The sequence below is a fragment of the Gottfriedia acidiceleris genome (assembly GCF_023115465.1).
Classification (GTDB): domain Bacteria; phylum Bacillota; class Bacilli; order Bacillales; family Bacillaceae_G; genus Gottfriedia; species Gottfriedia acidiceleris_B.
Genome location: NZ_CP096034.1, coordinates 3,046,273 through 3,071,853, shown reverse-complemented (window position 1 = coordinate 3,071,853; position 25,581 = coordinate 3,046,273). Strand labels below are relative to the sequence as shown.

Sequence of the window (25,581 nt, the reverse complement as noted above, 5' to 3'; positions counted from 1 at the left end):
CAGTTAAGATTATTTCTATTTGTGTAGTGGGAATCAGCCTCACATTACTTACTTTATTGACAATTTCTTTTTTAACAATTTAAAGAAATGTGAAGAAGAATACGGTTAAGTTGAATAAATTAACAAAAATTCCCAATACTGATAAAGATTCAGTTGTTGTGACAGGTAAATACTCAATTCTAAATCACTTTAATTTATTGCATTCATGTGTTGGTCATTTAGTATGGAAAAATAGACCAAATTTCGTTCGATGATCCAAAAATTGACTTACTATGGATGAAAATGGAAGAAGGATTTATACAGAGAAAAGGAAAATCAATCATTGTATAAACTTCGACAATAATTTCTCGTTTTCTCTTGATAATTAATGTTGTATATGCTATAGTAGTCCATGGTGTTAATACACACGCTTGCCGATTTTCTTATTGGTGCTACCCAGCTTGGGAGTGATAGGAGAAGAAGACGTGAGCGGAGGAAAAAGAACCATTAGGAGGAAATAAAATGTCAGTAATTTCTATGAAGCAATTATTAGAAGCTGGTGTTCACTTCGGTCACCAAACACGCCGTTGGAACCCAAAAATGAAACGTTACATCTTCACTGAGCGTAACGGTATCTACATTATCGACCTACAAAAAACAGTTAAAAAGGTTGAAGAATGTTACAACGTAATGAAAGGTATCGCTGCTGAAGGTGGAAACATCCTTTTCGTTGGTACTAAAAAACAAGCTCAAGAAGCTATTAAAGATGAAGCAATCCGTTCTGGTATGTACTTCATTAACCAACGTTGGTTAGGTGGAACGTTAACAAACTTCCAAACAATCCAAAAACGTGTTAAACGTTTAAAAGATATCGAAAGAATGCAAGAAGATGGCACTTTTGAAGTGTTACCTAAGAAAGAAGTTATTCAACTTAAAAAAGAATTAGAACGTCTTGAAAAATTCTTAGGCGGAATCAAAGACATGAAGCAACTTCCTGATGCATTATTCGTAGTTGATCCTCGTAAAGAGCGTATCGCTGTTGCTGAAGCTCGTAAGTTAAACATTCCTATCATCGGTATTGTTGACACTAACTGTGATCCAGATGAAATCGATCACGTTATCCCAGCAAACGACGATGCTATTAGAGCTGTAAAACTTCTTACATCAAAAATGGCAGATGCGATTCTTGAAGCGAAACAAGGCGAAGAAACAACTGCTTAATGAGAAATTGAAAGGTGATAAGAGGTTTTAGCCTTTTATCACCTTTTTTTAAGGTTAAAATAATCGGAAATTGTTTACCTTATAAAACGATTGAATAAAATAAGCTTACATATAGGAGATGAAATATTATGGCAATTACTGCACAAATGGTAAAAGAATTACGTGAAAAAACTGGCGCTGGTATGATGGATTGCAAAAAAGCATTAACTGAAACTGAAGGTAACATGGACAAAGCAATTGACTACCTTCGTGAAAAAGGGATCGCTAAAGCTGCTAAAAAAGGTGACCGTATCGCTGCTGAAGGTTTAACTTTCGTTGAAGTTGCTGGAAACGATGCAGTATTAATCGAAGTAAACTCTGAAACAGATTTCGTTGCTAAAAACGAAGGTTTCAAAGAATTAGGTTCTGTTCTTGCTAAACATATCGTTGCTAACAAACCTGCAACTGTTGAAGAAGCTTTAGCACAAACAATGGAAAATGGTGAAACTGTTGAAACATACATCAACCATGCAATTGCTAAAATCGGAGAAAAAATCTCTTTACGTCGTTTTGAATTAGTTTCTAAAACAGATGCTGATGCATTTGGTGCTTACTTACACAGTGGCGGTCGTATCGGAGTTCTTTCAGTAGTAGAAGGAACAACTAAAGAAGATGTTGCTAAAGACGTATCTATGCACATCGCTGCAATCAACCCTAAATATATTTCTCGTGATGCTGTTTCTCAAGAAGAAGTTGAGCATGAGCGTGGAATTTTAACTCAACAAGCATTAAACGAAGGTAAACCTGAAAACATCGTTGCTAAAATGGTAGAAGGACGTATTGGTAAATACTTCGAAGAAATCTGCTTATTAGATCAATCTTTCGTTAAAAACCCAGACGTTAAAGTAGGTCAATTCGTAAAAGCTGCTAACGGAACTGTTAAATCTTTCGTTCGTTATGAAGTTGGAGAAGGCTTAGAAAAACGTGAAGATAACTTTGCTGAAGAAGTAATGAATCAAGTAAAAGGTAACTAATTCTGTTACTTTGAATGAAAATAGGGGACACTATGTGTTCCCTATTTTTTAAAGAAACGTAAATTACATAGATGTACGTAAATGGAGGGTATTATGAGTAAAGCAAAGTATAATCGCGTAGTATTAAAACTTAGTGGTGAGGCACTAGCTGGCGGGCAAGGATTTGGAATTAATCCATCAGTTATTAAATCAATTGCTGAACAAGTTAAAGAAATTGCAGAACTAGATGTTGAAGTTGCAGTAGTAGTGGGTGCTGGTAACATTTGGCGTGGTAAAACAGGTAGCGAAATGGGCATGGACCGAGCTACAGCAGACTACATGGGCATGTTAGGTACTGTAATGAACTCATTAGCACTTCAAGATAGTCTTGAAACACTTGGTGTACAATCTCGTGTACAATCATCAATTGAAATGCGTCAAGTTGCAGAACCATATATCCGTCGTAAAGCAATTCGTCATTTAGAGAAAAAACGTGTTGTAATTTTTGCTGCTGGTACAGGAAATCCTTATTTCTCAACTGATACTACTGCTGCATTACGTGCTGCTGAAATTGAAGCAGATGTTATTTTAATGGCAAAAAATAATGTAGACGGAGTATATTCAGCTGACCCATCAATTGATAAAACTGCTGTAAAATACGAAACTCTTACATATTTAGACGTATTAAAAGAAGGTTTAGGTGTAATGGATTCAACTGCATCTTCTTTATGTATGGACAATGATATTCCATTAATTGTATTCTCAATTATGGAAGAAGGTAATATTAAACGTGCCGTACTAGGCGAAAATATTGGAACAATAGTAAAGGGGAAATAAAAAGATGTCTAATCAAATCATTTCTTTAGCAAAAGAAAAAATGACAAAAGCTGTTTCTGCTTTCTCTAGAGAATTAGCAACAGTACGTGCTGGTCGTGCAAACCCAGCTATTTTAGATAAAGTTTTAGTTGAATATTATGGTGCTCCAACGCCAATCAACCAAATGGCAAATATTTCAGTACCAGAAGCAAGATTATTATTAATTACTCCTTACGATAAAACAGTCATTAATGATATGGATAAAGCGATTCAAAAAGCTGACTTAGGCTTAAACCCTTCAAATGATGGGACTGTAATCAGAATTAGTTTCCCACCATTAACAGAAGAGCGTCGTCGCGATTTAGTAAAAGTAGTTAAAAAATCTGCTGAAGATGCTAAAGTTGCAGTACGTAACATCCGCCGTGATGCAAATGATGATCTTAAAAAAGCAGAAAAAAATGGTGAAATTACTGAAGATGAATTACGTGGTCTTGTAGAAGACATTCAAAAACAAACAGATTCACATATTGAAAAAATCGATGGAATTACAAAAGAAAAAGAAAAAGAGATAATGGAAGTTTAATACTGCATTGCAAGGTATATCTTACTAGCGCTTAGAAAAATAATGAATTTTTCACATTATGCTATTACATAATTTCATTATTGCATTATAATTAAATAAACTAAGCGCTTTGAGTAAAAAGACCCTCTGTTTAAGGGGGTTTTTTTACTCAATGCTTTAATTAGATATACTTAAACGGAGGATTAAAGATGTTTAAATTAATTTCTTTTTTTAAAAGAAATAAAGAAGAGAAAAATGTACCTCCAAGTTCGCAATTAAATGGGGTCGACGGAGTAATTCCTGAGCATGTTGCAATAATAATGGATGGTAATGGTAGATGGGCACAAAAGAGGAATCTACCAAGGGTTAAGGGACACTATGAGGGAATGAAAGTAGTTCGAAAAATTGCAAGAACTGCTAGTAAATTAGGTGTAAAGACGTTAACTTTATATGCTTTTTCAACTGAGAATTGGAAAAGACCTAAAACTGAAGTAGAATTCTTAATGAAGTTACCACAAGAATTTCTAGGGACATTTTTACCTGAATTAATCGAAGAAAATGTGCAGGTAAGATTAACTGGAAATAAAGAGCAATTACCAAGCTATACTACAGAAGCAGTATTAAGAGCAGTAGAAGAAACTAAAAATAATACGGGTATGGTATTAAATTTTGCCCTAAATTATGGATCTAGAGACGAAATTATTTCTGCAGTTAAAAAGATTTCTTCAGATGTATTGGATAATAAAATAAATAAAGAAGAAATTAATGAAGACATATTTAATCGATATTTAATGACTAGTGATTTTAAAGATCCAGATTTGTTAATTAGAACAAGTGGTGAATTAAGGATCAGTAATTTTATGCTTTGGCAAATTGCTTATTCTGAACTATATTTTACAGATGTTTTATGGCCCGATTTTACTGAAGAGTGTTTAATTGATGCGGTAAAAGAATATCAAAATCGAGCAAGAAGATATGGTGGTATTTAAGAAAGCGGTGAACGAACTTGAAACAGCGTATTATAACAGGAGTTATAGCTGGAGCTTTATTTCTAGGGTTGGTAATATTTGGTAAATGGCCGTTTGGATTACTTGTATTTGCACTTGGCACAATCGGTTATTTTGAATTGATAAGAATGAAAAAGTTTAATTTATTTAGTGCACAAACAGTACTTGGATTAATCTTAACATGGGTTGCAATTACACCAAATAGTTTATCGGATAAGATTTTTCCTGTAGAAATCGGTAAAACAGAAATTTCAATTGTACTAATCCTATTACTTTTATCATATACGGTAATTACAAAGAATACATTTACTTTTGAAGATGCTTCTTTTGTAGTACTAAGCAGTTTATATGTAGGATTCGGATTTCATTATATGTACGAGATGAGAAATATGGGTATTTCATACTTCTTCTTCCCATTATTCGTAATTTGGGCAACTGATTCAGGTGCATATTTTATTGGGAAAGCCACAGGTAAAACTAAACTTTGGCCAGATATTAGTCCTAATAAAACGATTGAAGGTTCGATAGGTGGAATTATTTGTGCTGTTGTAGTTGCAGTAATTTTATCGATTATGTTAACTTTAAATCATTCAATACTATATTTAGTATTAGTTGCTGTACTTGTTTCGATTTTTGGTCAATTAGGTGATCTCGTACAATCTGCATATAAAAGATACTACGGTGTTAAAGACTCAGGGAATTTATTACCTGGTCATGGTGGGATTTTAGACAGATTTGATAGTATCATTTTCACATTGCCAATCGTCTATTTACTATTTACGTTATAGTATTAGTTTTTGTATTTAAGGAGACATATGAAAATGAAGAAAATCAGCTTACTTGGAGCAACTGGTTCAATCGGTATACAAACACTCGATATTATTAGAAATCAATCAAATGATTTTGAATTAGTCGCGTGTTCAGCTGGGAGAAATATTGATGAATTATATAAGATCATTTTAGAATTTAAACCAAAACTAGTTTCAGTTGCAGGTAAAGAAGAGGCTGAAAAACTGACGAGCTTCGGTATCCCCTCGAAAACTAAAGTTTTATATGGTGAAGAAGGCCTTATTGAAGTTGCTGTCCATGAAGACAGTACAATACTTGTTAACGCTGTTGTTGGAAGTGTAGGTTTAGTTCCAACTATGAAAGCAATCCAATATGGTAAAACAATCGCACTTGCGAATAAAGAGACATTAGTAACAGCAGGTCATATTGTAATGGCTGAAGCAGAAAAATATGGTGTCTTAATTTTACCTGTAGATAGTGAGCATTCAGCAATCTATCAATGTTTAAATGGTGAAAACCCTAATGAAATACATAAATTAATCATCACGGCTTCAGGTGGTAGCTTTAGAGATAAAACAAGAGATCAATTAAAGGATGTTACAATTGAAGATGCACTAAATCATCCAAATTGGTCAATGGGCGCAAAGATTACAATTGATTCAGCTACAATGATGAATAAAGGATTAGAAGTGATTGAAGCGCATTGGCTATTTAATATGCCATATGAAAAAATTGATGTAGTACTTCATAGAGAAAGTGTTATTCACTCTATGATTGAATTCGATGACGGAAGTGTAATGGCACAATTAGGAACACCTGATATGAGAGTACCGATCGCCTATGCATTAAACTATCCTTCAAGGAAACCAATTAATAATCATACACCATTAGATTTAATTAAATTTGGGACACTTCATTTCCAAGAAATGGATTTTAACAGGTTTAAATGTCTGGATTATGCTTATCAAGCAGGAAAAGTCGGCGGTAGTTTACCAACTGTATTAAATGCAGCAAATGAGGAAGCGGTAGCTGCTTTTCTCCAGAATAAAATATCATTCTTACAAATTGAGAATTTAATAGAAAACGCTCTTGAAAAACACAATGTAATAAGTAAACCTTCATTAGAAGCAATTCGTAACATTGATGAACAAACAAGACAATTCGTTTCATCACTAATAAAGTAAGGGTGGTAATTAGATGAATACAGTTATAGCGTTTGTTGTAATTTTTGGCGCACTTGTATTTTTTCATGAACTAGGACATCTATATTTTGCAAAACGTGCTGGTATATTATGTAGAGAATTTGCGATTGGATTTGGTCCAAAGGTTTTCTCATTTTATCGAAATGAAACTACATATACAATAAGATTGTTGCCGCTTGGTGGTTATGTTCGTTACGCTGGAGAAGATCCAGAAATGGTACAAGTAAAGCCTGGATCACATATCGGTTTACAATTTAACTCAATCGGGGAAGTTACTAAGATTGTAGTTGATCAGTTTGATCGTTTCCAAGATCTTCGTTTTGTTGAAGTTGATTCAATAGATTTAGAACATAAGTTAGAAATCATTGGTATTGAGGAAGGAACTGAAGGTGTATCAAAATTCAATGTAAATGAAAAAGCGTTCATTTATAGTGAAGGACAAGGGCACCAGATTGCTCCATATAACCGACAATTTAATAGTAAATCAGTAGGAAAAAGAGCGATTGCCATTTTTGCAGGTCCAATGATGAATTTTGTTCTAGCTTTAGTCATTTTTATCCTTTTGGGATTACTTCAAGGTACTCCAGTAAATGATGCTAAAATTGGTGAATTACTTCCGAAAGGTCCAGCACAAGCTGCTGGTCTAAAAGAAGGCGACATTGTTTTATCAATTGATCATAAAGAAGTTTCAAAATGGGCAGAAGTAGTTAAAATTGTAAGAGAAAGCCCAAGTAAAGAATTATTATTTAAAGTGAAAAGAAATGACAAAGTTATTTCGATTCCAATCACTCCTAAATCAGAAGAAATCGATCATAAAGTTAATGGATTAATCGGTGTATATGCACCTGTAGAAAAGAATGTTTTTTCTTCGGTTAAATATGGTATAACTGAAACAATTGGATGGACAAAAGAAATTGTTTTAGCAGTTGGTCATTTAGTATCTGGTCAATTCTCAATTAATAATCTTTCGGGTCCAGTTGGTATTTATCAGGTAACAGATCAAGCTGCACAATCAGGTATTTTCTACTTAATGAAGTGGGCAGCGTTTTTAAGTATCAATCTTGGTATTATGAATTTATTACCATTACCAGCTCTTGATGGAGGAAGACTAACATTTTTTGCAATAGAAGCATTAAGAGGTCGTCCAATAGATCGCCAAAAAGAAGGTGTCGTTCACTTTATTGGATTTGCGCTATTAATGTTATTAATGATCATCGTAACTTGGAATGATATTAAAAGATTTTTCTTATAAAAAGCTCTGTTTAATTTAATCGTGTAATTTCATGTATTTTGAGTTAAAGAATCCGCGACTTACTTGCTTATAAAACGGGCTTAGTGACATATTGTTTGTCAATTAGCCCGTTTTAAGTGGGAGCGGATTCTTATCTTGCTAAGTGCTTTTTTTGAAATTGTTGTTTGTATTGCTACATCTAGCTTTTAAAACAATTCCTAAATCTATTTTTTTAAAAATTTATTAAAAAGAATAAAAGAAAAATATGAGGTGAATCCTTTTGAAACAAAGTATCGTATATAGTCCAACTCTTCGTGAAGTACCTTCAGATGCAGATATAAAAAGCCATCAATTATTATTAAGAGCAGGTTTTATTAGACAAAATGCATCTGGTATATATAGTTTTTTACCTTTAGGCAATAAAGTGCTTCAAAAAGTCGCAAATATCGTTCGAGAAGAAATGAATAATGCTGGTGCGATGGAAATGTTAATGCCATCAATGCAAGCCCAAGAATTATGGGAAGAATCAGGTCGTTGGGATAATTTTGGTCCAGAACTAATGCGTTTAAGGGATCGTCACGGTAGAGGATTTGCATTAGGAGCAACACATGAAGAAGTTGTTACTTCCATTATTCGTGATGAATTAAAATCATATAAAAAATTACCGATTACACTTTACCAAGTACAATCAAAATTCCGTGATGAAAAACGTCCTCGTTTTGGACTACTTCGCGGGCGTGAATTTTTAATGAAAGATGCTTATTCTTTCCATGCATCACAAGAAAGCTTGGATGAAGTATATGATCGTTTATTTACGGCTTATAGCAACGTATTTACTCGTTGTGGATTAAATTTCAGAGCGGTTGTTGCTGATTCAGGAGCGATGGGTGGAAAAGATACGCATGAATTCATGGTGTTATCTGACATTGGTGAAGATACAATTGCATTTTCAAATGAATCTAGCTATGCAGCAAATATTGAAATGGCACCAGTTGTGGCAAAATACGAACCATCTGATGAGAAATTAGAAGAAGTTCAAAAAGTAGAAACGCCAAATCAAAAAACAATCGATGAAGTAATTGAATTCTTAAACTTACCGATTGAAAAAAGCATTAAATCAATTATTTTCAAAGCAGATGAAAATTTTGTATTAGTGCTTGCTCGTGGTGACCACGAAATCAACGATATTAAATTAAAGAACTATTTAGGTGCACATTCAGTAGAGCTTGCTTCTAAAGAAGAAGTAAAAGAACTAATGAACTGTGAAATCGGATCATTAGGTCCAATTGGCGTAAAATCTGATTTATTAGTATTAGCAGATAATGCAATTAAAGGTATTGTAAATGGTTGCTGTGGAGCAAATGAGGAAGGCTATCACTACATTAACGTAACTGTAAATAGAGACTATGATGTAAAAGACTTCGTAGACTTAAGATTTATTCAAGAAGGTGACTTATCACCAGACGGTAAAGGAACTATTTCATTCGCAAAAGGTATTGAAGTAGGTCATGTATTTAAATTAGGTACAAAATATTCTGAGTCTATGAATGCAACATTCCTTGATGAGAATGGGAAATCGAATCCAATCATTATGGGATGCTATGGAATTGGGGTATCTCGTACATTAGCTGCAATTGTAGAGCAATACAATGACGAGAAAGGTATTGTTTGGCCTAAAAACCTAGCTCCTTTTGATGTACATGTTATTACTGTAAATACAAAGAATGAAGAGCAAGTAAATTTAGCAGACGATATTTATAAAACACTAAAAGAGATTGGACAAGATGTATTATTAGATGACCGAAATGAACGGGTAGGTGTAAAATTTGCAGACGCTGATCTTTTCGGAATTCCTGTAAGAGTAGTTGTTGGTAAAAAGGCTGCAGAAGGAATTGTAGAACTTAAAACAAGAGATGGACAAGTTAGTAAAGAAGTAGAAATTTCTAACCTTGTGAATGAAATAAATATGTTAAAATAAAATAAATGTGGAAGCGACACCTAACGGGAATCGCACACAAATAAAAAGTACCTCTGACATTTAGAGGTACTTTCGATTTTTTTACACATATAATGCAATTTAGATAATAAGGTTGGTGAGAAAATGGGACAAACACGTCAGGAGCGGTTTCAGCTATTATTAGAGCAGCTTCAATTTCCGGAAGATATGCGAGATCTGTACTTTAAAAATGGGGAAATCGTAAATCTTGAAGTAAATAAAAGCGAAAAAAAATGGCAGTTTACGTTTAAAATAGATAATGTATTACCTTTTGCAACATTTCAAGTATTTGTAACAAGTTTATTAAGAACTTTTAAACATATAGCAGATGTATCCGTCGTTATTAATACAGAAAATCCAAAAATAGAAGAACAAAAAGTAATTGATTATTGGTCATTTATGATTCAATCTGTTGAATCGAAATCCCCTATATTACAGCATATTGAATCTGCTCTACCTTCAGTTGAAAATAATAAAGTAATGGTCCATTTAAATAGTCTAATTGAAGAAAATGCTTTTACAAATCGATATGTTCCTCAGCTGCAAGATTTATATCAAAAAGTAGGTTTTCCAAAGTTGTTTTTTGAGAATACGATCAAAGACAATGTTGAAGAAAAAACTGAGTTTCTTGAAAAAAAAGCTGAAGAAGATCGCAAGCGAGCGATGGAAGTACTTGTTGAATTAGAAAAGAAAGAGGCTGCTGAAGAAGCTGAAGGAGATGAGCCTCAAGGTCCTCTTGTTGTTGGATATTATATTAAAGAAACTGAAATTAATACAATCTCGTCAATCATTGAAGAAGAAAAACGAGTAGTTCTTCAAGGATATGTATTCGATTCTGAAATTCGTGAACTTAAGAGTGGCCGTGTCTTAATCACCTTTAAAATAACTGATTACACTAGCTCAATTCTAGTTAAAATGTTCTCTAGAGATAAAGAAGATATCCCAATGTTAAATAAAATTAAAAAGGGTATGTGGGTAAAAGTTAGAGGATCCGTACAAAACGATACATTTGTACGTGATTTAGTCATGATTGCAAATGATATAAATGAAATTACGCCAGATGAACGCAAGGATGAAGCTCCAGAAGGAGAACGTAGAATTGAGTTACATGCTCATACACATATGAGCCAAATGGATTCAGTCGTTTCAGCAGGTGATTTAGTCAAACAAGCAGGTAAGTTTGGACATGAAGCCATTGCAATAACAGATCATGCGGTAGTTCAAGCCTTCCCTGATGCATTTGGAGCAGGTAAAAAACATGGTGTAAAAATACTGTATGGCGTTGAAATAAATCTAGTAAATGATGGTGTACCAACAGCATATAATCCATCTCATATTTCATTAGAGGAAGCAACCTATGTTGTATTTGACGTAGAGACAACAGGTCTTTCTGCTGTTTATGATACGATCATCGAATTAGCTGCTGTAAAGATTCATAAAGGTGAAATCATTGACCGATTTGAACGATTTGCAAATCCTCATCATCCACTATCTGCAACTACGATTGAATTGACGGGAATTACTGACGAAATGGTAAGAGATGCCCCTAATGTTGATGTGGTACTTCGTGAGTTTAAAGAGTGGATGGGTGACGATATATTAGTAGCTCATAATGCTTCATTTGATATGGGCTTTATTCAAATGGGCTTTAAAAAATATGAAATTGGTATTTCAAATAACGGTGTAATTGATACGCTTGAGCTAGCTAGAACTTTGTATCCAGATTTTAAAAACTTTCGATTAAATACACTTTGTAAAAAATTCGATATTAACTTAACACAGCATCATAGAGCGATTTACGATGCTGAGGCCACTGGCTACTTACTCCTAAAGATGCTAAAAGATGCAGCAGAGCAGGATATGTATTATCATGACGAGCTAAATAATAACATGGGGAAAGGCGATGCATATAAACGAGCAAGACCATCACATGCAACTCTATTAGCTACGAATGAAACTGGACTAAAAAACTTGTTTAAAATTGTTTCATATTCTCATATCCATTATCACCATCGAGTTGCAAGAGTTCCTAGATCATTATTAGTGAAACATCGCGAAGGAATTTTAGTTGGCTCCGCATGTGATAAAGGTGAAGTTTTTGAGGCAAGTGTTCAAAAATCTCCTGAAGAAGCAGAAAAGCTAATGGAGTTTTATGATTATATCGAAGTAATGCCACCAGAGACACTTTTACATTTAGTAGAATTAGAAATTGTTCGTAATGAACAACATTTAAGAGAAGTTATTTCAAAGCTTGTAAAAATGGCTGAAAAGGTAGAAAAAATTGTTGTTGGTACTGGTAACGTTCATCACCTACAAAAAGAAGATCAAATTTATCGGAAAATTTTAGTTGGTTCACAAGGTGGAGCAAATCCATTAAATCGACATCGATTACCAGATGTTCATTTTAGAACAACTAATGAGATGCTATCTGCATTTTCATTTTTAGGAGAAGAAAAAGCAAAAGAAATAGTCGTTACAAATACTCAAAAAATTGCTAGTTTAATTGAAGATATTAAGCCAATTAAGGATGACTTATATACTCCAAAAATTGAAGGTGCTGAAGATGAAGTTCGTGATATGAGCTATCAAATGGCAAGATCTATTTACGGAGAGCAATTACCAGAAATCGTAGAAGCCCGTCTTGAAAAAGAATTAAAAAGTATTATTGGACATGGTTTTGCCGTAATTTACTTGATTTCGCATAAACTTGTAAAAAAATCATTAGATGATGGGTATCTAGTAGGTTCAAGGGGATCTGTAGGTTCATCATTAGTAGCGACTATGACAGAAATAACGGAAGTAAATCCACTTCCACCACATTATGTCTGTCCAAATTGTAAGCACTCAGAGTTTTTCAATGATGGATCAGTAGGTTCTGGATTCGATTTACCGAACAAAGATTGTCCAGAATGTGGTACTGCATATAAAAAAGATGGGCATGATATTCCTTTCGAAACCTTCCTTGGATTTAAAGGAGATAAGGTTCCCGACATCGACTTGAATTTCAGCGGCGAATATCAACCAACAGCTCACAATTATACAAAAGTACTTTTTGGTGAGGACTATGTCTATCGTGCAGGTACAATCGGTACTGTAGCTGACAAGACAGCGTATGGTTATGTAAGAGGGTATGCAAATGATCATAATCTAAATTTACGTGGTGCTGAATATGATCGATTAGCTATGGGATGTACAGGTGTAAAAAGAACAACTGGACAACATCCAGGGGGAATTATAGTAGTTCCAGATTATATGGACATTTATGATTTTTCACCGATTCAATTCCCAGCTGATGATGTAAAGTCTGAATGGAAAACGACACATTTTGATTTCCATTCAATCCATGATAATTTGTTAAAACTAGATATTCTTGGACACGATGATCCAACTGTTATCCGTATGCTTCAAGACTTAAGTGGAATCGATCCAAAAACGATTCCAACTGATGACCCTGAAGTTATGAAAATATTTGCTGGACCAGAGCCTTTAGGTGTTACAGAGGAACAAATAGGCTGTAAGACAGGTACTTATGGTATTCCTGAATTCGGAACAAAATTCGTCCGTCAAATGTTAGAAGATACAAAGCCATCTACTTTCTCAGAACTAGTTCAAATATCTGGTTTATCACATGGTACAGATGTATGGTTAGGAAATGCATCTGAATTAATTAATAGTGGAACTTGTACACTTTCTGAAGTAATTGGTTGTCGTGACGACATCATGGTTTATTTAATATATCAAGGATTAGAGCCTTCTTTAGCATTTAAAATAATGGAATCTGTTCGTAAAGGTAAGGGCGTACCAGCAGAGTGGGAAGAAGAAATGAGAAATAAAAAAGTACCTGCTTGGTATATTGATTCATGTAAAAAAATTAAGTACATGTTCCCGAAGGCCCACGCTGCAGCATATGTTTTAATGGCAGTACGAATTGCGTATTTCAAAGTTCACCATCCAATTCTTTATTATGCTGCATATTTTACAGTACGAGCTGAAGATTTTGATATTGAAGCGATGATTGCTGGTCCAAGTGCGATTAAAGCTAAAATTGAAGAAATTGCGATAAAAGGATTAGATGCATCAGTAAAAGAGCGAAGTTTAATGACTGTACTAGAGTTAGCATTGGAAATGTGTGAAAGAGGTTATTCATTTGAAAAAATGGATTTATATCGATCAAGTGCAGATGAATTTTTAGTAAATGGAAACAAATTAATTCCACCGTTTAATTCGATTCCTGGATTAGGCACGAATGCAGCTAAAAATATTGTTACGGCTAGAGAAGACGGAGAATTCCTTTCGAAAGAAGACTTACAACAAAGAAGTAAAATTTCAAAAACAGTATTAGAGTATTTAGATAAACAAGGCTGTTTACAAAACTTACCTGATCAAAACCAATTATCACTTTTCGATGGCTTTTAACAGTTTGCAAAACTTGGGAATTATGGTATAGTAGATACAGATGTAATTAGCACGGGATTTTTCTTGAAGAGCAGGGGCAACCTGCTCTTTCTTATTACCCTTATGACCCAATTCATCTCTTACGTAGTGTGAAACTTGAATTTTAAGTTACAATAATTGCGTAAATTGGAAATACTAAAGATAATTTCCCTGCTAAATAGCAGGGAATTTTCATCTTGTAATGTTTGGAAGGAGGATACTTCTTGAGTAAGAAGGTCACAGAGGTTGTATCAGAATTAGCACAACCAATAATTGAACAACTAGGATTAGAGTTAGTTGATGTAGAATACGTAAAAGAAGGAAAAGACTGGTTCCTTCGAGTATTTATAGATAGTGAGTCTGGAATTGATTTGGAGCAATGTGCTGCAGTAAGTGAAAGACTAAGCGAAGTCTTAGATGAAAAAGATCCAATTGAAAACCTATATTTTTTAGATGTTTCATCACCAGGTGCTGAGCGTCCTTTAAAGAAAGAACAAGATTTTATAAAAGCAATTGGAAAACAAGTTTTCATTAAAACTTATGAACCAATCCTTGACGAAAAGAAATTTGAAGGGAAATTAATTTCCTATACGTCAGAGGAAGTTCAGTTAGAATTAACAATTAAAACAAGAAAAAAAATGATTACAATTCCAACACCAAAAATCGCAAGCGCAAGACTTGCCGTTACGTTTTTCTAAGTAGGGGGTACTATTTAATGAGTTCGGAGTTATTAACAGCATTAGAAATAATTGAAAGAGAAAAAGGAATTAGTAAAGATGTAGTAATTGAAGCGATTGAAGCAGCTTTAATTTCAGCATATAAACGTAATTTTAATCAAGCACAAAATGTTCGAGTTGATTTTAACCTACATAATGGTTCAATTCGTGTTTTTGCAAGAAAAGAAGTAGTAAGCAATGTGTTTGATACACGTTTAGAAATTACAGTTGAAGAAGCGCAACAACATAATCCAAACTTTATGGTAGGAGATATCATTGAATTAGAAGTAACCCCTAAAGACTTTGGACGAGTTGCTGCAACTACTGCTAAACAAGTAGTAACACAAAGAGTTCGTGAAGCAGAACGCGGTGTAATTTATTCAGAGTATATTGACCGCCAAGAAGATATGATGACAGGTACAGTTCAACGTATCGATTCACGCGCAATTTATGTTAACTTAGGTAAAATTGAAGCAGTACTTCCTGTAACAGAACAAATTCCAACTGAGAAATACAGAATCCATGATCGCATTAAAGTATTTGTTACAAAAGTTGAAAAAACATCAAAAGGTCCACAGATTTTTGTATCACGTACTCACCCTGGATTATTAAAGCGTTTATTCGAAACGGAAGTACCTGAAATTTATGATGGTGTTGTAGAAATTCGTTCAGTTGCCCGTGAAGCAGGTGACCGTTCTAAGATTTCAGTTTATACAAGTAACCCTGATTTAGATCCAGTAGGTGCTTGTGTAGGTCAAAAAGGTCAACGTGTACAATCAATTGTTAATGAATTAAAAGGTGAAAAAATTGATATTGTACGTTGGTCTTCAGATCCAGTTGAGTTTGTTGCAAATGCATTAAGTCCATCTCAAGTTATTAGAGTTTTAGTAAATGAAGAAGAAAAAGCAACTACAGTAGTAGTACCAGATCACCAATTATCTCTTGCAATTGGAAAAAGAGGTCAAAATGCTAGATTAGCTGCGCGTTTAACTGGTTGGAAAATTGATATTAAATCACAGTCTGATGCAGATAAAATTGGTATTGACTATACATCACCAGCGCAAGAAGTAACAGTATCTAATGATGATTTCGATGCTTACGCTGACGACTTTAATGAGGAGTGAGTAAACTCATGAATCGAAAAATTCCTTTACGTAAGTGTGTTGTCACACAAGAAATGAAACCAAAAAAAGAATTAATTAGAATTGTTCGTTCTAAAGAAGGAGAAGTATCCATCGATCCAAGTGGAAAAAAATCAGGTCGTGGAGCTTACTTAACAAAATCTGTTGATGTAGTAAAACAAGCGCAGCAAAAAAATACTTTAGAGCAGCAATTAAACGCTAAAATTGATGCTAGTTTATATGAAGAACTTTTAGCGTTTATTGAAAAGGAAAAAGCATGACAAATAAGGGATTGTCTTTATTAGGACTTGCAGCTAGAGCTCGTAAAGTGGTTTCAGGCGAAGAGTTAGTTGTAAAAGAAGTCCAGCAAAAAAGAGCAAAACTAGTTATTTTGTCAAAGGATGCTTCCGATTTAACCGCGAAGAAAATAAAAGACAAGACAACTTATTACAATACTCCACTTTGTTATGTTGAAAATCGCTTTGAATTAGGGCACGCTATTGGGAAAGACGCTCGAGTGGTCGTTGCAATTACTGATCAAGGATTTGCAACAAAACTTCAGACATTATTAAATTAATGGACTAATCTGGGGGTGAACGTATGACGAAAATTAGAATTTATGAGTATGCTAAAAAGCAAAATGTTTCAAGTAAGGAAATTATTGAAAGACTCAAGGATTTAAAAATCGAAGTAAAGAATCATATGGCCACAATTGCAGAGGATATTGTTGAAAAGTTAAATAAGAGTTTTCAACCAAAGTCTGTAGAGATAAAACAACCCCAAAAAGCTGTGTCCAAATCTTCTTTTAAGGTAATTCCTGCATTTAATGTAGAAGCTAGTGAAGAGCTTGATTATGTAGACTATCAATTAGAAGATACGAAAGAAAAATCAAAAAAGAACAGTAATAAAAAGAAAAAGACTGATAGCCAAAAGCAAAGCAGTCAAAATGAAGATCGACAAACGACAGGGATAAAGAAAGGCAATCAAAATATGAATCATAAAAATAACTCAACCGAGAACACCTCAAATAAAATAATATTCTCAGGTTCATTAAAAGTATCTGAGCTTGCAAAAAAATTAGGTAAAGAACCATCAGAATTAATTAAAAAATTATTTATGTTAGGCATTATGGCAACAATTAACCAAGACCTTGATAAAGACACGATCGAATTATTAGCAAGTGACTACGGAGTTGAAGTTGAAGAGGAAGTTATTGTTGATGAAACAGATTTCGAAAGCTTTATTGATGAAGCTGATGATGAAGATAGTCTACAAGAACGTCCACCAGTTGTAACGATTATGGGTCACGTTGACCATGGTAAAACTACTTTACTTGACTATATTCGTAAATCAAAGGTTACTGCTGGAGAAGCAGGTGGAATTACACAACATATCGGTGCTTACCAAGTAGAAATCGAAGGAAAGAAAATTACGTTCTTAGATACACCTGGTCACGCAGCATTTACTACAATGCGTGCACGTGGAGCGCAAGTTACTGATATTACAATTATCGTTGTAGCAGCTGATGACGGTGTTATGCCTCAAACAGTTGAAGCAATCAATCACGCAAAAGCAGCAGAAGTACCTATTATTATTGCTGTGAATAAAATGGATAAAGAATCTGCAAACCCAGATCGTGTAATGCAGGAATTAACTGAACACGGTATTGTATCAGAAGCATGGGGTGGAGACACAATCTTTGTTCCTATTTCAGCATTAAACGGTAACGGTGTTGATCAGTTACTTGAAATGATTCTTTTAGTTAGTGAAGTAGAAGAATATAAAGCTAACCCTTCACGTAAAGCACTAGGTACAGTAATTGAAGCTGAATTAGATAAAGGTAAAGGTGCAGTTGCAACTTTATTAGTTCAAAATGGTACATTAAAAATTGGAGATCCAATTGTTGTTGGTACTTCATTTGGTCGTGTACGTGCAATGGTAAATGACTTAGGTCGTCGAATTAAAGAGGTTGGCCCATCTACACCAGTTGAAATTACTGGTTTAAACGAAGTGCCTCAAGCTGGTGACCGTTTTATGGTATTTGCTGATGAGAAAACCGCACGTCAAGTTGGTGAAGCACGTGCTTCAAAAGCAGTTCTTCAACAACGTAACGAAAGCTCAAAATTATCTCTTGAAGATTTATTTGCTCAAATTCAAGAAGGTAAAGTAAAAGAAATTAACATCATTGTAAAAGCAGACGTTCAAGGTTCTGTTGAAGCGATGGCTGCTTCATTGCAAAAAATTGAAGTTGAAGGTGTAAAAGTTAAAATCATCCACACAGGCGCTGGTGCAATTACTGAGTCTGATGTAATTTTAGCTTCTGCATCTAATGCGATTATTATTGGTTTCAACGTACGTCCTGATGTAAATGCAAAACGTACTGCAGATTTAGAAAATGTTGATATCCGATTACATCGAATTATTTACAAAGCAATTGAAGAAATTGAATCTGCGATGAAAGGTATGTTAGACCCTGAGTTTGAAGAAAAAGTAATTGGGCAAGCAGAAGTTCGTCAAGTATTCAAAGTATCAAAAGTTGGTACAATTGCTGGTTGTTATGTAACTGATGGTAAAATCACTCGTGACAGCGGTGTTCGTTTAATTCGTGACGGTATTGTTGTCTTTGAAGGTCAATTAGACACATTAAAACGTTTCAAAGATGACGTTAAAGAAGTAGCAACAAACTACGAATGTGGTATCACGATCGAGAAATACAATGATATTAAAGAAGGCGACGTAATCGAAGCTTACGTAATGGAAGAAATTAAACGTAAGTAACCAACAAAAAGTGGTAGGCGTTTGCTCGTAGCCCCGACAAGGACCAGATAAGGTTGGTTTTTAACCTTAACTGGTCATAGTCTTATGACCTCGAGGGGGCGACTTCTCTAGTACTAAACATCATATTATCTTCTTTTAGATGATGATTTAGAACTGGAAATAAATAATGGACTTATCACAAATGAATAAGTTCAGCATAATAAATAATTATTTATACAATTAGTTAAACTAATTGTATAAAGCATAAATTGTTTTGCTTTGTATGATTGAGGTGAAAGTATGAAAGTAAGAGCACATCGTGTTGGCGAACAAATGAAGAAAGAACTTGGTGAGATTATTGGTAGAAAAATTAAAGATCCAAGAATCGGCTTCGTAACAGTTACTGATGTTCAAGTAACTGGTGACCTTCAACAAGCTAAAGTCTATATTTCAGTATTAGGTGACGATGAACAACGTCAAAATACATTAATTGGATTAGCGAAAGCAAAAGGATTTATTCGTTCTGAAATTGGTCAACGTATTCGTTTACGTAAGACACCAGAATTAATTTTTGAATTTGATGAATCAGTCGATTATGGTAATCGAATTGAAACATTGCTAACTCAAATTAATAAAGAGAATAACTGATAATGAATGGATAGGCGAGAGATTCGTCTATCCATTTTTCATCATGCTAAAAAATAAACGATAGGTGATAAGATGAATGGTGTAATTGCACTAAATAAACCAGCGGGTCTTACCTCTCATGATTGCGTTTTTAAAATAAGAAAGATTTTAAAGACAAAAAAAGTCGGTCATACAGGAACCCTTGATCCAGAAGTAACGGGCGTCTTACCGATATGTGTGGGTGAAGCTACAAAGTTAATACCATATTTAACCGATGATCGGAAAAAATATATTGGTGAAATTACTTTAGGATTTTCTACAACAACTGAGGATGCTCATGGAGAAATTATTGAGCAAAAGAAGGTTGATCGAGTTATTACACGTGAAGAGATATTAACTATACTAAATCAATTAACAGGAGAAATTAGTCAAACGCCTCCTATGTACTCTGCTGTTAAAGTAAATGGTAAAAAGCTTTATGAATATGCTAGGGCTGGAATCGAAGTAGAACGTCCAACTAGAACGGTTACAATATTTGAAATCATTTTACTTGATGATCGAGACGTATTCGAAGGAGATACTATTTCTTTTAAATTTGAAGTTTTTTGTAGTAAAGGTACATATATTAGAACTTTAGCTGTTCAAATCGGTGAGCTTTTGGGGTTCCCTGCTCATATGTCTTACTTAACTAGAACAAAAGCAGGCGCATTTACGATTGATGATTGTGTTACATTTGCTGAATTAGAAGAAAATGCTAATGATTTTACTTTAGATCGTGTCATGTTATCGATGGAGCAAGCACTTAATGAGTACCCACGTCTAGATGTGAATGAAATAGAAGAGGTTAGAGTATTTAATGGTGGTTTTTTTCCGAACACGATGAATTGTAAAGAAGGAGAATATATTGCAGTCTACAACGAAAATAATCGAATTATTGCAATGTACACCCCAAATCCTAAAAATAATAAAGTAATTAAACCGACAAGAGTATTTCATAACCAATAGAAAAAACTATATAAATTTTATTCATTGTTCTATAATGGGAAAAGAGACTTGATTATAGAAAAGGTGATAAATATGACAAAAATAATAAAAATCACCCATCCTCATTCAATAAAAAAAGAAGATTGTAAAGAAACGGTCTTAGCACTTGGCTTTTTTGATGGAGTACATAAAGGTCATCAACAAGTCATAAAAGCTGCTAAAGAAATTGCGGATGAAAAAGGATTATTATTATCAGTGATGACATTTGATCCACATCCATCAGCAATTCTCGGAAATCGTGATGATGCGATTTCTTATTTGACACCTTTGGAGCTAAAAGTGAAGTGGATGGAGAAACTTTGTGTAGACCAATTATTTGTTGTTGAATTCTCAGAGGAATTTGCGACACTACTACCACAAGAATTTGTCGATCAATACATTATTGCTTTAAATGCAAAACACGTTGTTGCTGGATTTGATTTTTCATTTGGAAAATATGGTAAAGGGAATATGGAATCATTACCATTTCACTCTAGAGGTGAGTTTACTCAATCAACAGTTTCAAAATTCGTTTTAGACGATGAAAAAGTAAGTTCAACACGAATTAGAGAAGCGATAAAAGCTGGTGAAATGGAAGAAGCTACCCACTTACTTGGCAGACAGTATCAAATTAAAGGGATCGTTGTAGATGGTGACAAACGTGGCCGAACAATTGGATTTCCAACAGCTAATATTTCTGTTTCTATTCCGTATGCATTACCATCAGTAGGTGTTTATGCTGTAAAATGTATTGTTAACGGTGAAATATATGAAGGTATGTGTAATATTGGATACAAACCAACTTTCTATCATGAGTTCCAAAAACAAACAATTGAAGTAAATATTTTTGAATTTAATGAAGATATATACGGAAAAGAAGTTGAAATTTTTTGGTATGCTAGAATACGTGATGAAAAGAAGTTTAATGGTATAACTGAGTTAATCGATCAATTACAAAAAGATCGTGAAACAGTAAAAAGTTATTTTCGAGAATAACTAATGTAGAATACTTGCTTTTATAATTAAAACAATGTAATATTATTAAAGTACTTGAAAAACCGTTGCTTGGCAAATCGATTCACCGACGACTGCTAGGTGATAGGTGTTCAACAATATTATTATGAGGTGAAAAAACATGGCATTAACTCAAGAACGTAAAAACGAAATTATCAGCACTTACAAAACTCATGCGAACGATACTGGTTCTCCAGAAGTTCAAATTGCAGTTTTAACTGAAAACATTAACTCTTTAAATGAGCACTTACGTACTCACAAAAAAGATCACCACTCTCGTCGTGGTTTATTAAAAATGGTTGGTAAGCGTCGTAACTTACTTAACTACTTACGTAACAAAGACATTACTCGTTACCGTGAATTAATTAACAAATTAGGTTTACGTCGTTAATTCGAGTATTAATTTGATACTTTAAGAAAAAGCGGGATTCTTCCCGCTTTTTCTTATACATATCGTTTTAAAATTACTGATTAATTGAATTTAAAATTTATAAATATTTATTCTCTTTTTCTCGTTAGTTGATTTCTTTACTAAACATAGGAGATAATAGAGAATATATGATTTTTTTACATAATTAGTTTAGACTTTGAATTGTAAATTAGAGAGGGGTATTTATACCATATGGAACAACAAAAGCACGTTTTTTCCACGGAGCTTGCTGGTAAAACTCTTACTGTTGAAGTAGGACAATTAGCAAAGCAAGCAAATGGAGCAGTTTTAGTAAGATACGAGGATACTGTCGTATTAGCAACAGCAACTGCATCAAAAGAGCCTAAGAAAGTTAGCTTTTTCCCATTAACAGTAAACTACGAAGAGCGTTTATATGCAGTAGGAAAAATTCCTGGTGGATTTATTAAACGTGAAGGTAGACCAAGTGAAAAAGCAATATTAGCGAGTCGACTAATTGACCGCCCAATTCGACCATTATTTGCAGATGGATTCCGTAATGAAGTACAAGTAATTAGCATGGTAATGAGTGTTGATCAAGATTGTTCATCAGAAATGGCTGCCATGTTTGGTAGTTCACTAGCGCTATGCGTATCTGACATCCCTTTTAACGGACCGATTGCTGGAGTTGTAGTTGGTCGCATTAATGGCGAATTTATGATTAATCCAACTGTTGAGCAAGCTGAAAACAGTGACATACATTTAACAGTTGCTGGAACTAAGGATGCAATAAACATGGTTGAAGCTGGAGCTAATGAAGTGCCAGAAGAAGTAATGCTTGAAGCAATTATGTTTGGTCATCAAGAAATTAAAAAATTAATTGCATTCCAAGAAGAAATAGTAGCTCAAATTGGAAAAGAAAAAATGGAAATTCAGCTTCATGAACTTGATGCTGAATTAGAAAAACAAATTCGTGAAATTTGTGAAACAGAATTAAATGCAGCAATTCAAGTTCATGAAAAACATGCTCGTGAAGCTGCAATTAATGAAGTAAAAGAACGTGTTGTTCTTCAGTTTGAAGAAAATGAAGCAGACGAAGAGACTATTGGACAAGTTAAAGAAATCTTTTCAATGCTAGTAAAAGAAGAAGTGCGTCGTTTAATCACGGTTGAGAAAGTTCGTCCTGATGGAAGAAAATTAGATGAAATCCGTCCATTATCATCACAAGTTGGTTTACTACCTCGTACACATGGTTCTGGTTTATTCACTCGTGGACAAACTCAAGCGTTAAGCATTTGTACACTAGGAGCTCTAGGTGATGTGCAAATTCTCGACGGATTAGGCATTGAAGAATCAAAACGTTTTATGCATCATTATAATTTCCCACAATTTAGTGTTGGTGAAACAGGACCAATTCGTGGACCAGGTCGCCGTGAAATTGGACATGGAGCATTAGGTGAAAGAGCACTTGAGCCAAGTATTCCAGATCAAAAGGATTTTCCATATACAATCCGACTTGTATCAGAAGTACTTGAATCAAATGGTTCAACTTCACAAGCAAGTATTTGTGCAAGTACTCTAGCAATGATGGATGCTGGTGTACCAATCAAAGCACCAGTTGCTGGTATTGCAATGGGATTAATTAAATCTGGTGAACATTATTCAGTTCTTACAGACATTCAAGGTATGGAAGATCATTTAGGAGATATGGACTTTAAAGTAGCAGGAACAGCTAAAGGTGTAACTGCACTTCAAATGGACATTAAAATCGAAGGATTATCAGAACAAATTTTAAAAGAAGCATTAGATCAAGCAAAAATTGGTCGTATGCAAATTCTTGATTCTATGCTTGCTACAATAAGCGAACCAAGAACGGCATTATCTGAGTTTGCTCCAAAAATCTTAATGATGACAATTAACCCAGATAAAATTAAAGATGTTATTGGACCTGGTGGAAAACAAATCAATAAAATTATTGAAGAAACTGGCGTGAAAATTGACATCGAACAAGATGGAACAGTATTTATTTCATCTGTAGACCAACCTATGAATGAACGTGCAAAACAAATTATCGAAGACCTTGTTCGTGAAGTAGAAGTAGGTCAATTATACATGGGTAAAGTAAAACGAATTGAAAAATTCGGCGCATTCGTTGAAATCTTTGCAGGTAAAGATGGATTAGTCCATATTTCTGAACTTGCAGAAGAACGCATTGCAAAAGTTGAGGACGTAGTTTCACTTGGAGACGAAATCCTAGTAAAAGTAACTGAAATCGACAAACAAGGACGAGTAAATTTATCTCGCAAAGCTGTATTAAAAGAACAAAAAGAAAAAGCTGAGCAAAACTAGAAAAGCGGAAGACGTTCGCCTTCCCTGAACAAAAAAAAACAGGCACATATAAAAATGGGCCTGTTTTTTTATTTATTTTAATTCAACCCCCTTGCTTAAATCCTCTCTTTTAATTTTCCGTAATTTCATGTGTGCCTAAAATTTTTTTGGTTACAATAAGAAAAGTAGAACTAGAAATTACCAGATAAATTAGTTATTACTAATTCAGACGTACATAAGTTGTAGAAAGCTTGTTCTATTTTATTAAAAAATATCATATTCCTTCTAGTAGGAGGGCGTTTAGGAAATGAGTAGAAGTCGGTTAAAAGTCTTAGCATTCGTTATGGCATTATTTCTGGCAATTTTAGTAGTTAGAAATCAATATACTAATCAATACGTGAAGGATATAACTTCAAAATCGTCATTTGTAACAGCAAAAACAAATGGGTTATTGGATGAAATCAAAACAAAAGCGCCAACTTTCGAAATACCTCCAAAAGATGCCTATGTGGACTCGGTTTGGAAAGCAATACCAGGCTATAATGGTTTAACAATCGATGTTAATGCGTCATATAAGAAAATGAAGGCAAAAGGTAAGTTTGATAAGAATAAACTTGTATTTAAAGAAGTTTCTCCAAAAGTTCATTTAAAGGATTTACCACCATCACCAGTGTATAAAGGGAATCCTGAAAAACCAATGGTAGCATTTACAATCAATGTTGCATGGGGAAATGAATATATTCCGAAAATGCTAGAAGTATTAAAGAAGCACAATGCAAACGCAACTTTCTTTCTTGAGGGTAGATGGGTAAAAAATAATCCAACTGTCGCTCAACTAATCACTGCTGCAGATCAAGAAGTTGGGAACCATTCTTATACACATCCCGATATGGCAAGATTAGGTAGTCAGCAAATAAGAAATGAAATAACCCAAACAAATTCAGTCATACTAGCTACAACTGATCAAAAAGTTGTATGGTTTGCTCCTCCAAGTGGTAGTTATCGTGATGAGGTTGTTAAAATTGCTTCAAGTTTAGGCTTAAAAACCATTATGTGGACAGCAGATACGATTGATTGGCAGAAACCGCCAAGAGAAGTCATTATTAGTCGTGTTATGAAAAAAGTAGGCAATGGTACAATCGTTCTTATGCATCCAACGAAACCGACAGCTGAGGCACTTGATGAGCTAATCACACAAATAGAGGCATCAGGTCGAAAAGTTGTAAATATTTCAACTTTATTAGATGAAAAACGGTACGATACAATTAAAAAAGTTGAAAACAAATGACAATTACTTTCAGCTTTGTTAAGATGATTGTAAAATATAGTTAAATTTTTCAATCTTATTACAAAAGTGTAAATAGATGGTGTATACATA

At 34.1% G+C, this 25,581-nt stretch carries 21 protein-coding genes; all 21 read left to right on the top strand.

What is annotated here, in order from left to right:
• Positions 1–501: 501 nt before the first annotated feature.
• The 21 genes from rpsB to MY490_RS14470 all read left to right on the top strand — a co-directional run bounded on the left by rpsB (position 502) and on the right by MY490_RS14470 (position 25,491).
• Entirely contained in the window at positions 502–1,200 is a 699-nt protein-coding gene (rpsB, locus tag MY490_RS14570; protein ID WP_056470859.1) for a 30S ribosomal protein S2, read from the top strand.
• Between the two features lie 128 nt (positions 1,201–1,328).
• Positions 1,329–2,213 carry a translation elongation factor Ts gene (gene tsf, locus MY490_RS14565; protein WP_248266367.1) on the top strand — a complete coding sequence of 295 codons (885 nt, stop codon included), beginning with the start codon at positions 1,329–1,331 and terminating at the stop codon, positions 2,211–2,213.
• Positions 2,214–2,306: 93 nt separating this feature from the next.
• Complete coding sequence (gene pyrH, locus MY490_RS14560; protein WP_069034511.1) at positions 2,307–3,029, top strand: UMP kinase; 723 nt, start codon at positions 2,307–2,309, stop codon at positions 3,027–3,029.
• Between the two features lie 4 nt (positions 3,030–3,033).
• Positions 3,034–3,591 carry a ribosome recycling factor gene (frr, locus tag MY490_RS14555; protein WP_248266366.1) on the top strand — a complete coding sequence of 186 codons (558 nt, stop codon included), beginning with the start codon at positions 3,034–3,036 and terminating at the stop codon, positions 3,589–3,591.
• Between the two features lie 188 nt (positions 3,592–3,779).
• Positions 3,780–4,559: an undecaprenyl pyrophosphate synthase gene (locus tag MY490_RS14550; RefSeq protein WP_248266365.1), complete on the top strand. Its 780-nt coding sequence runs from the start codon at positions 3,780–3,782 to the stop codon at positions 4,557–4,559.
• 17 nt (positions 4,560–4,576) lie between these two features.
• Positions 4,577–5,365, top strand: coding sequence for a phosphatidate cytidylyltransferase (locus tag MY490_RS14545; RefSeq protein ID WP_248266364.1), 789 nt, complete (start codon positions 4,577–4,579; stop codon positions 5,363–5,365).
• Between the two features lie 33 nt (positions 5,366–5,398).
• Positions 5,399–6,550 (top strand): 1-deoxy-D-xylulose-5-phosphate reductoisomerase, encoded by a 1,152-nt coding sequence (dxr, locus tag MY490_RS14540; RefSeq protein ID WP_248266363.1) that lies wholly within the window; start codon positions 5,399–5,401, stop codon positions 6,548–6,550.
• Positions 6,551–6,563: 13 nt separating this feature from the next.
• Positions 6,564–7,820, top strand: coding sequence for an RIP metalloprotease RseP (gene rseP / locus MY490_RS14535; RefSeq protein ID WP_248266362.1), 1,257 nt, complete (start codon positions 6,564–6,566; stop codon positions 7,818–7,820).
• Between the two features lie 259 nt (positions 7,821–8,079).
• Positions 8,080–9,777 carry a proline--tRNA ligase gene (locus tag MY490_RS14530; protein ID WP_248266361.1) on the top strand — a complete coding sequence of 566 codons (1,698 nt, stop codon included), beginning with the start codon at positions 8,080–8,082 and terminating at the stop codon, positions 9,775–9,777.
• 123 nt (positions 9,778–9,900) lie between these two features.
• Positions 9,901–14,211 (top strand): PolC-type DNA polymerase III, encoded by a 4,311-nt coding sequence (locus MY490_RS14525; protein ID WP_248266360.1) that lies wholly within the window; start codon positions 9,901–9,903, stop codon positions 14,209–14,211.
• Between the two features lie 242 nt (positions 14,212–14,453).
• Complete coding sequence (gene rimP / locus MY490_RS14520; protein WP_097975469.1) at positions 14,454–14,927, top strand: ribosome maturation factor RimP; 474 nt, start codon at positions 14,454–14,456, stop codon at positions 14,925–14,927.
• Between the two features lie 17 nt (positions 14,928–14,944).
• Positions 14,945–16,069 carry a transcription termination factor NusA gene (gene nusA / locus MY490_RS14515; RefSeq protein WP_025568539.1) on the top strand — a complete coding sequence of 375 codons (1,125 nt, stop codon included), beginning with the start codon at positions 14,945–14,947 and terminating at the stop codon, positions 16,067–16,069.
• Positions 16,070–16,077: 8 nt separating this feature from the next.
• A complete protein-coding gene (rnpM, locus tag MY490_RS14510; protein ID WP_248266359.1) occupies positions 16,078–16,347 on the top strand; it encodes an RNase P modulator RnpM in 270 nt (89 codons plus the stop codon).
• On the top strand, positions 16,344–16,643 hold the full coding sequence (locus MY490_RS14505; RefSeq protein WP_025568541.1) for a YlxQ family RNA-binding protein: 300 nt from the start codon (positions 16,344–16,346) through the stop codon (positions 16,641–16,643). The genes rnpM and MY490_RS14505 overlap by 4 nt, the downstream gene beginning before the upstream one ends.
• A gap of 23 nt (positions 16,644–16,666) precedes the next feature.
• Positions 16,667–18,844, top strand: coding sequence for a translation initiation factor IF-2 (gene infB / locus MY490_RS14500; protein ID WP_248266358.1), 2,178 nt, complete (start codon positions 16,667–16,669; stop codon positions 18,842–18,844).
• Positions 18,845–19,123: 279 nt separating this feature from the next.
• Positions 19,124–19,471 (top strand): 30S ribosome-binding factor RbfA, encoded by a 348-nt coding sequence (rbfA, locus tag MY490_RS14495; RefSeq protein WP_025568543.1) that lies wholly within the window; start codon positions 19,124–19,126, stop codon positions 19,469–19,471.
• A 72-nt stretch (positions 19,472–19,543) separates the two neighbouring features.
• Positions 19,544–20,455, top strand: a complete 912-nt coding sequence (gene truB / locus MY490_RS14490; protein WP_248266357.1) for a tRNA pseudouridine(55) synthase TruB — start codon at positions 19,544–19,546, stop codon at positions 20,453–20,455.
• 72 nt (positions 20,456–20,527) lie between these two features.
• A complete protein-coding gene (gene ribF / locus MY490_RS14485) occupies positions 20,528–21,469 on the top strand; it encodes a bifunctional riboflavin kinase/FAD synthetase (protein WP_248266356.1) in 942 nt (313 codons plus the stop codon).
• A 139-nt stretch (positions 21,470–21,608) separates the two neighbouring features.
• Positions 21,609–21,878, top strand: a complete 270-nt coding sequence (rpsO, locus tag MY490_RS14480) for a 30S ribosomal protein S15 (RefSeq protein WP_248266355.1) — start codon at positions 21,609–21,611, stop codon at positions 21,876–21,878.
• Positions 21,879–22,109: 231 nt separating this feature from the next.
• Positions 22,110–24,224 (top strand): polyribonucleotide nucleotidyltransferase, encoded by a 2,115-nt coding sequence (pnp, locus tag MY490_RS14475; protein ID WP_248266354.1) that lies wholly within the window; start codon positions 22,110–22,112, stop codon positions 24,222–24,224.
• 286 nt (positions 24,225–24,510) lie between these two features.
• A complete protein-coding gene (locus MY490_RS14470; protein ID WP_248266353.1) occupies positions 24,511–25,491 on the top strand; it encodes a polysaccharide deacetylase family protein in 981 nt (326 codons plus the stop codon).
• Positions 25,492–25,581 lie beyond the last annotated feature (90 nt).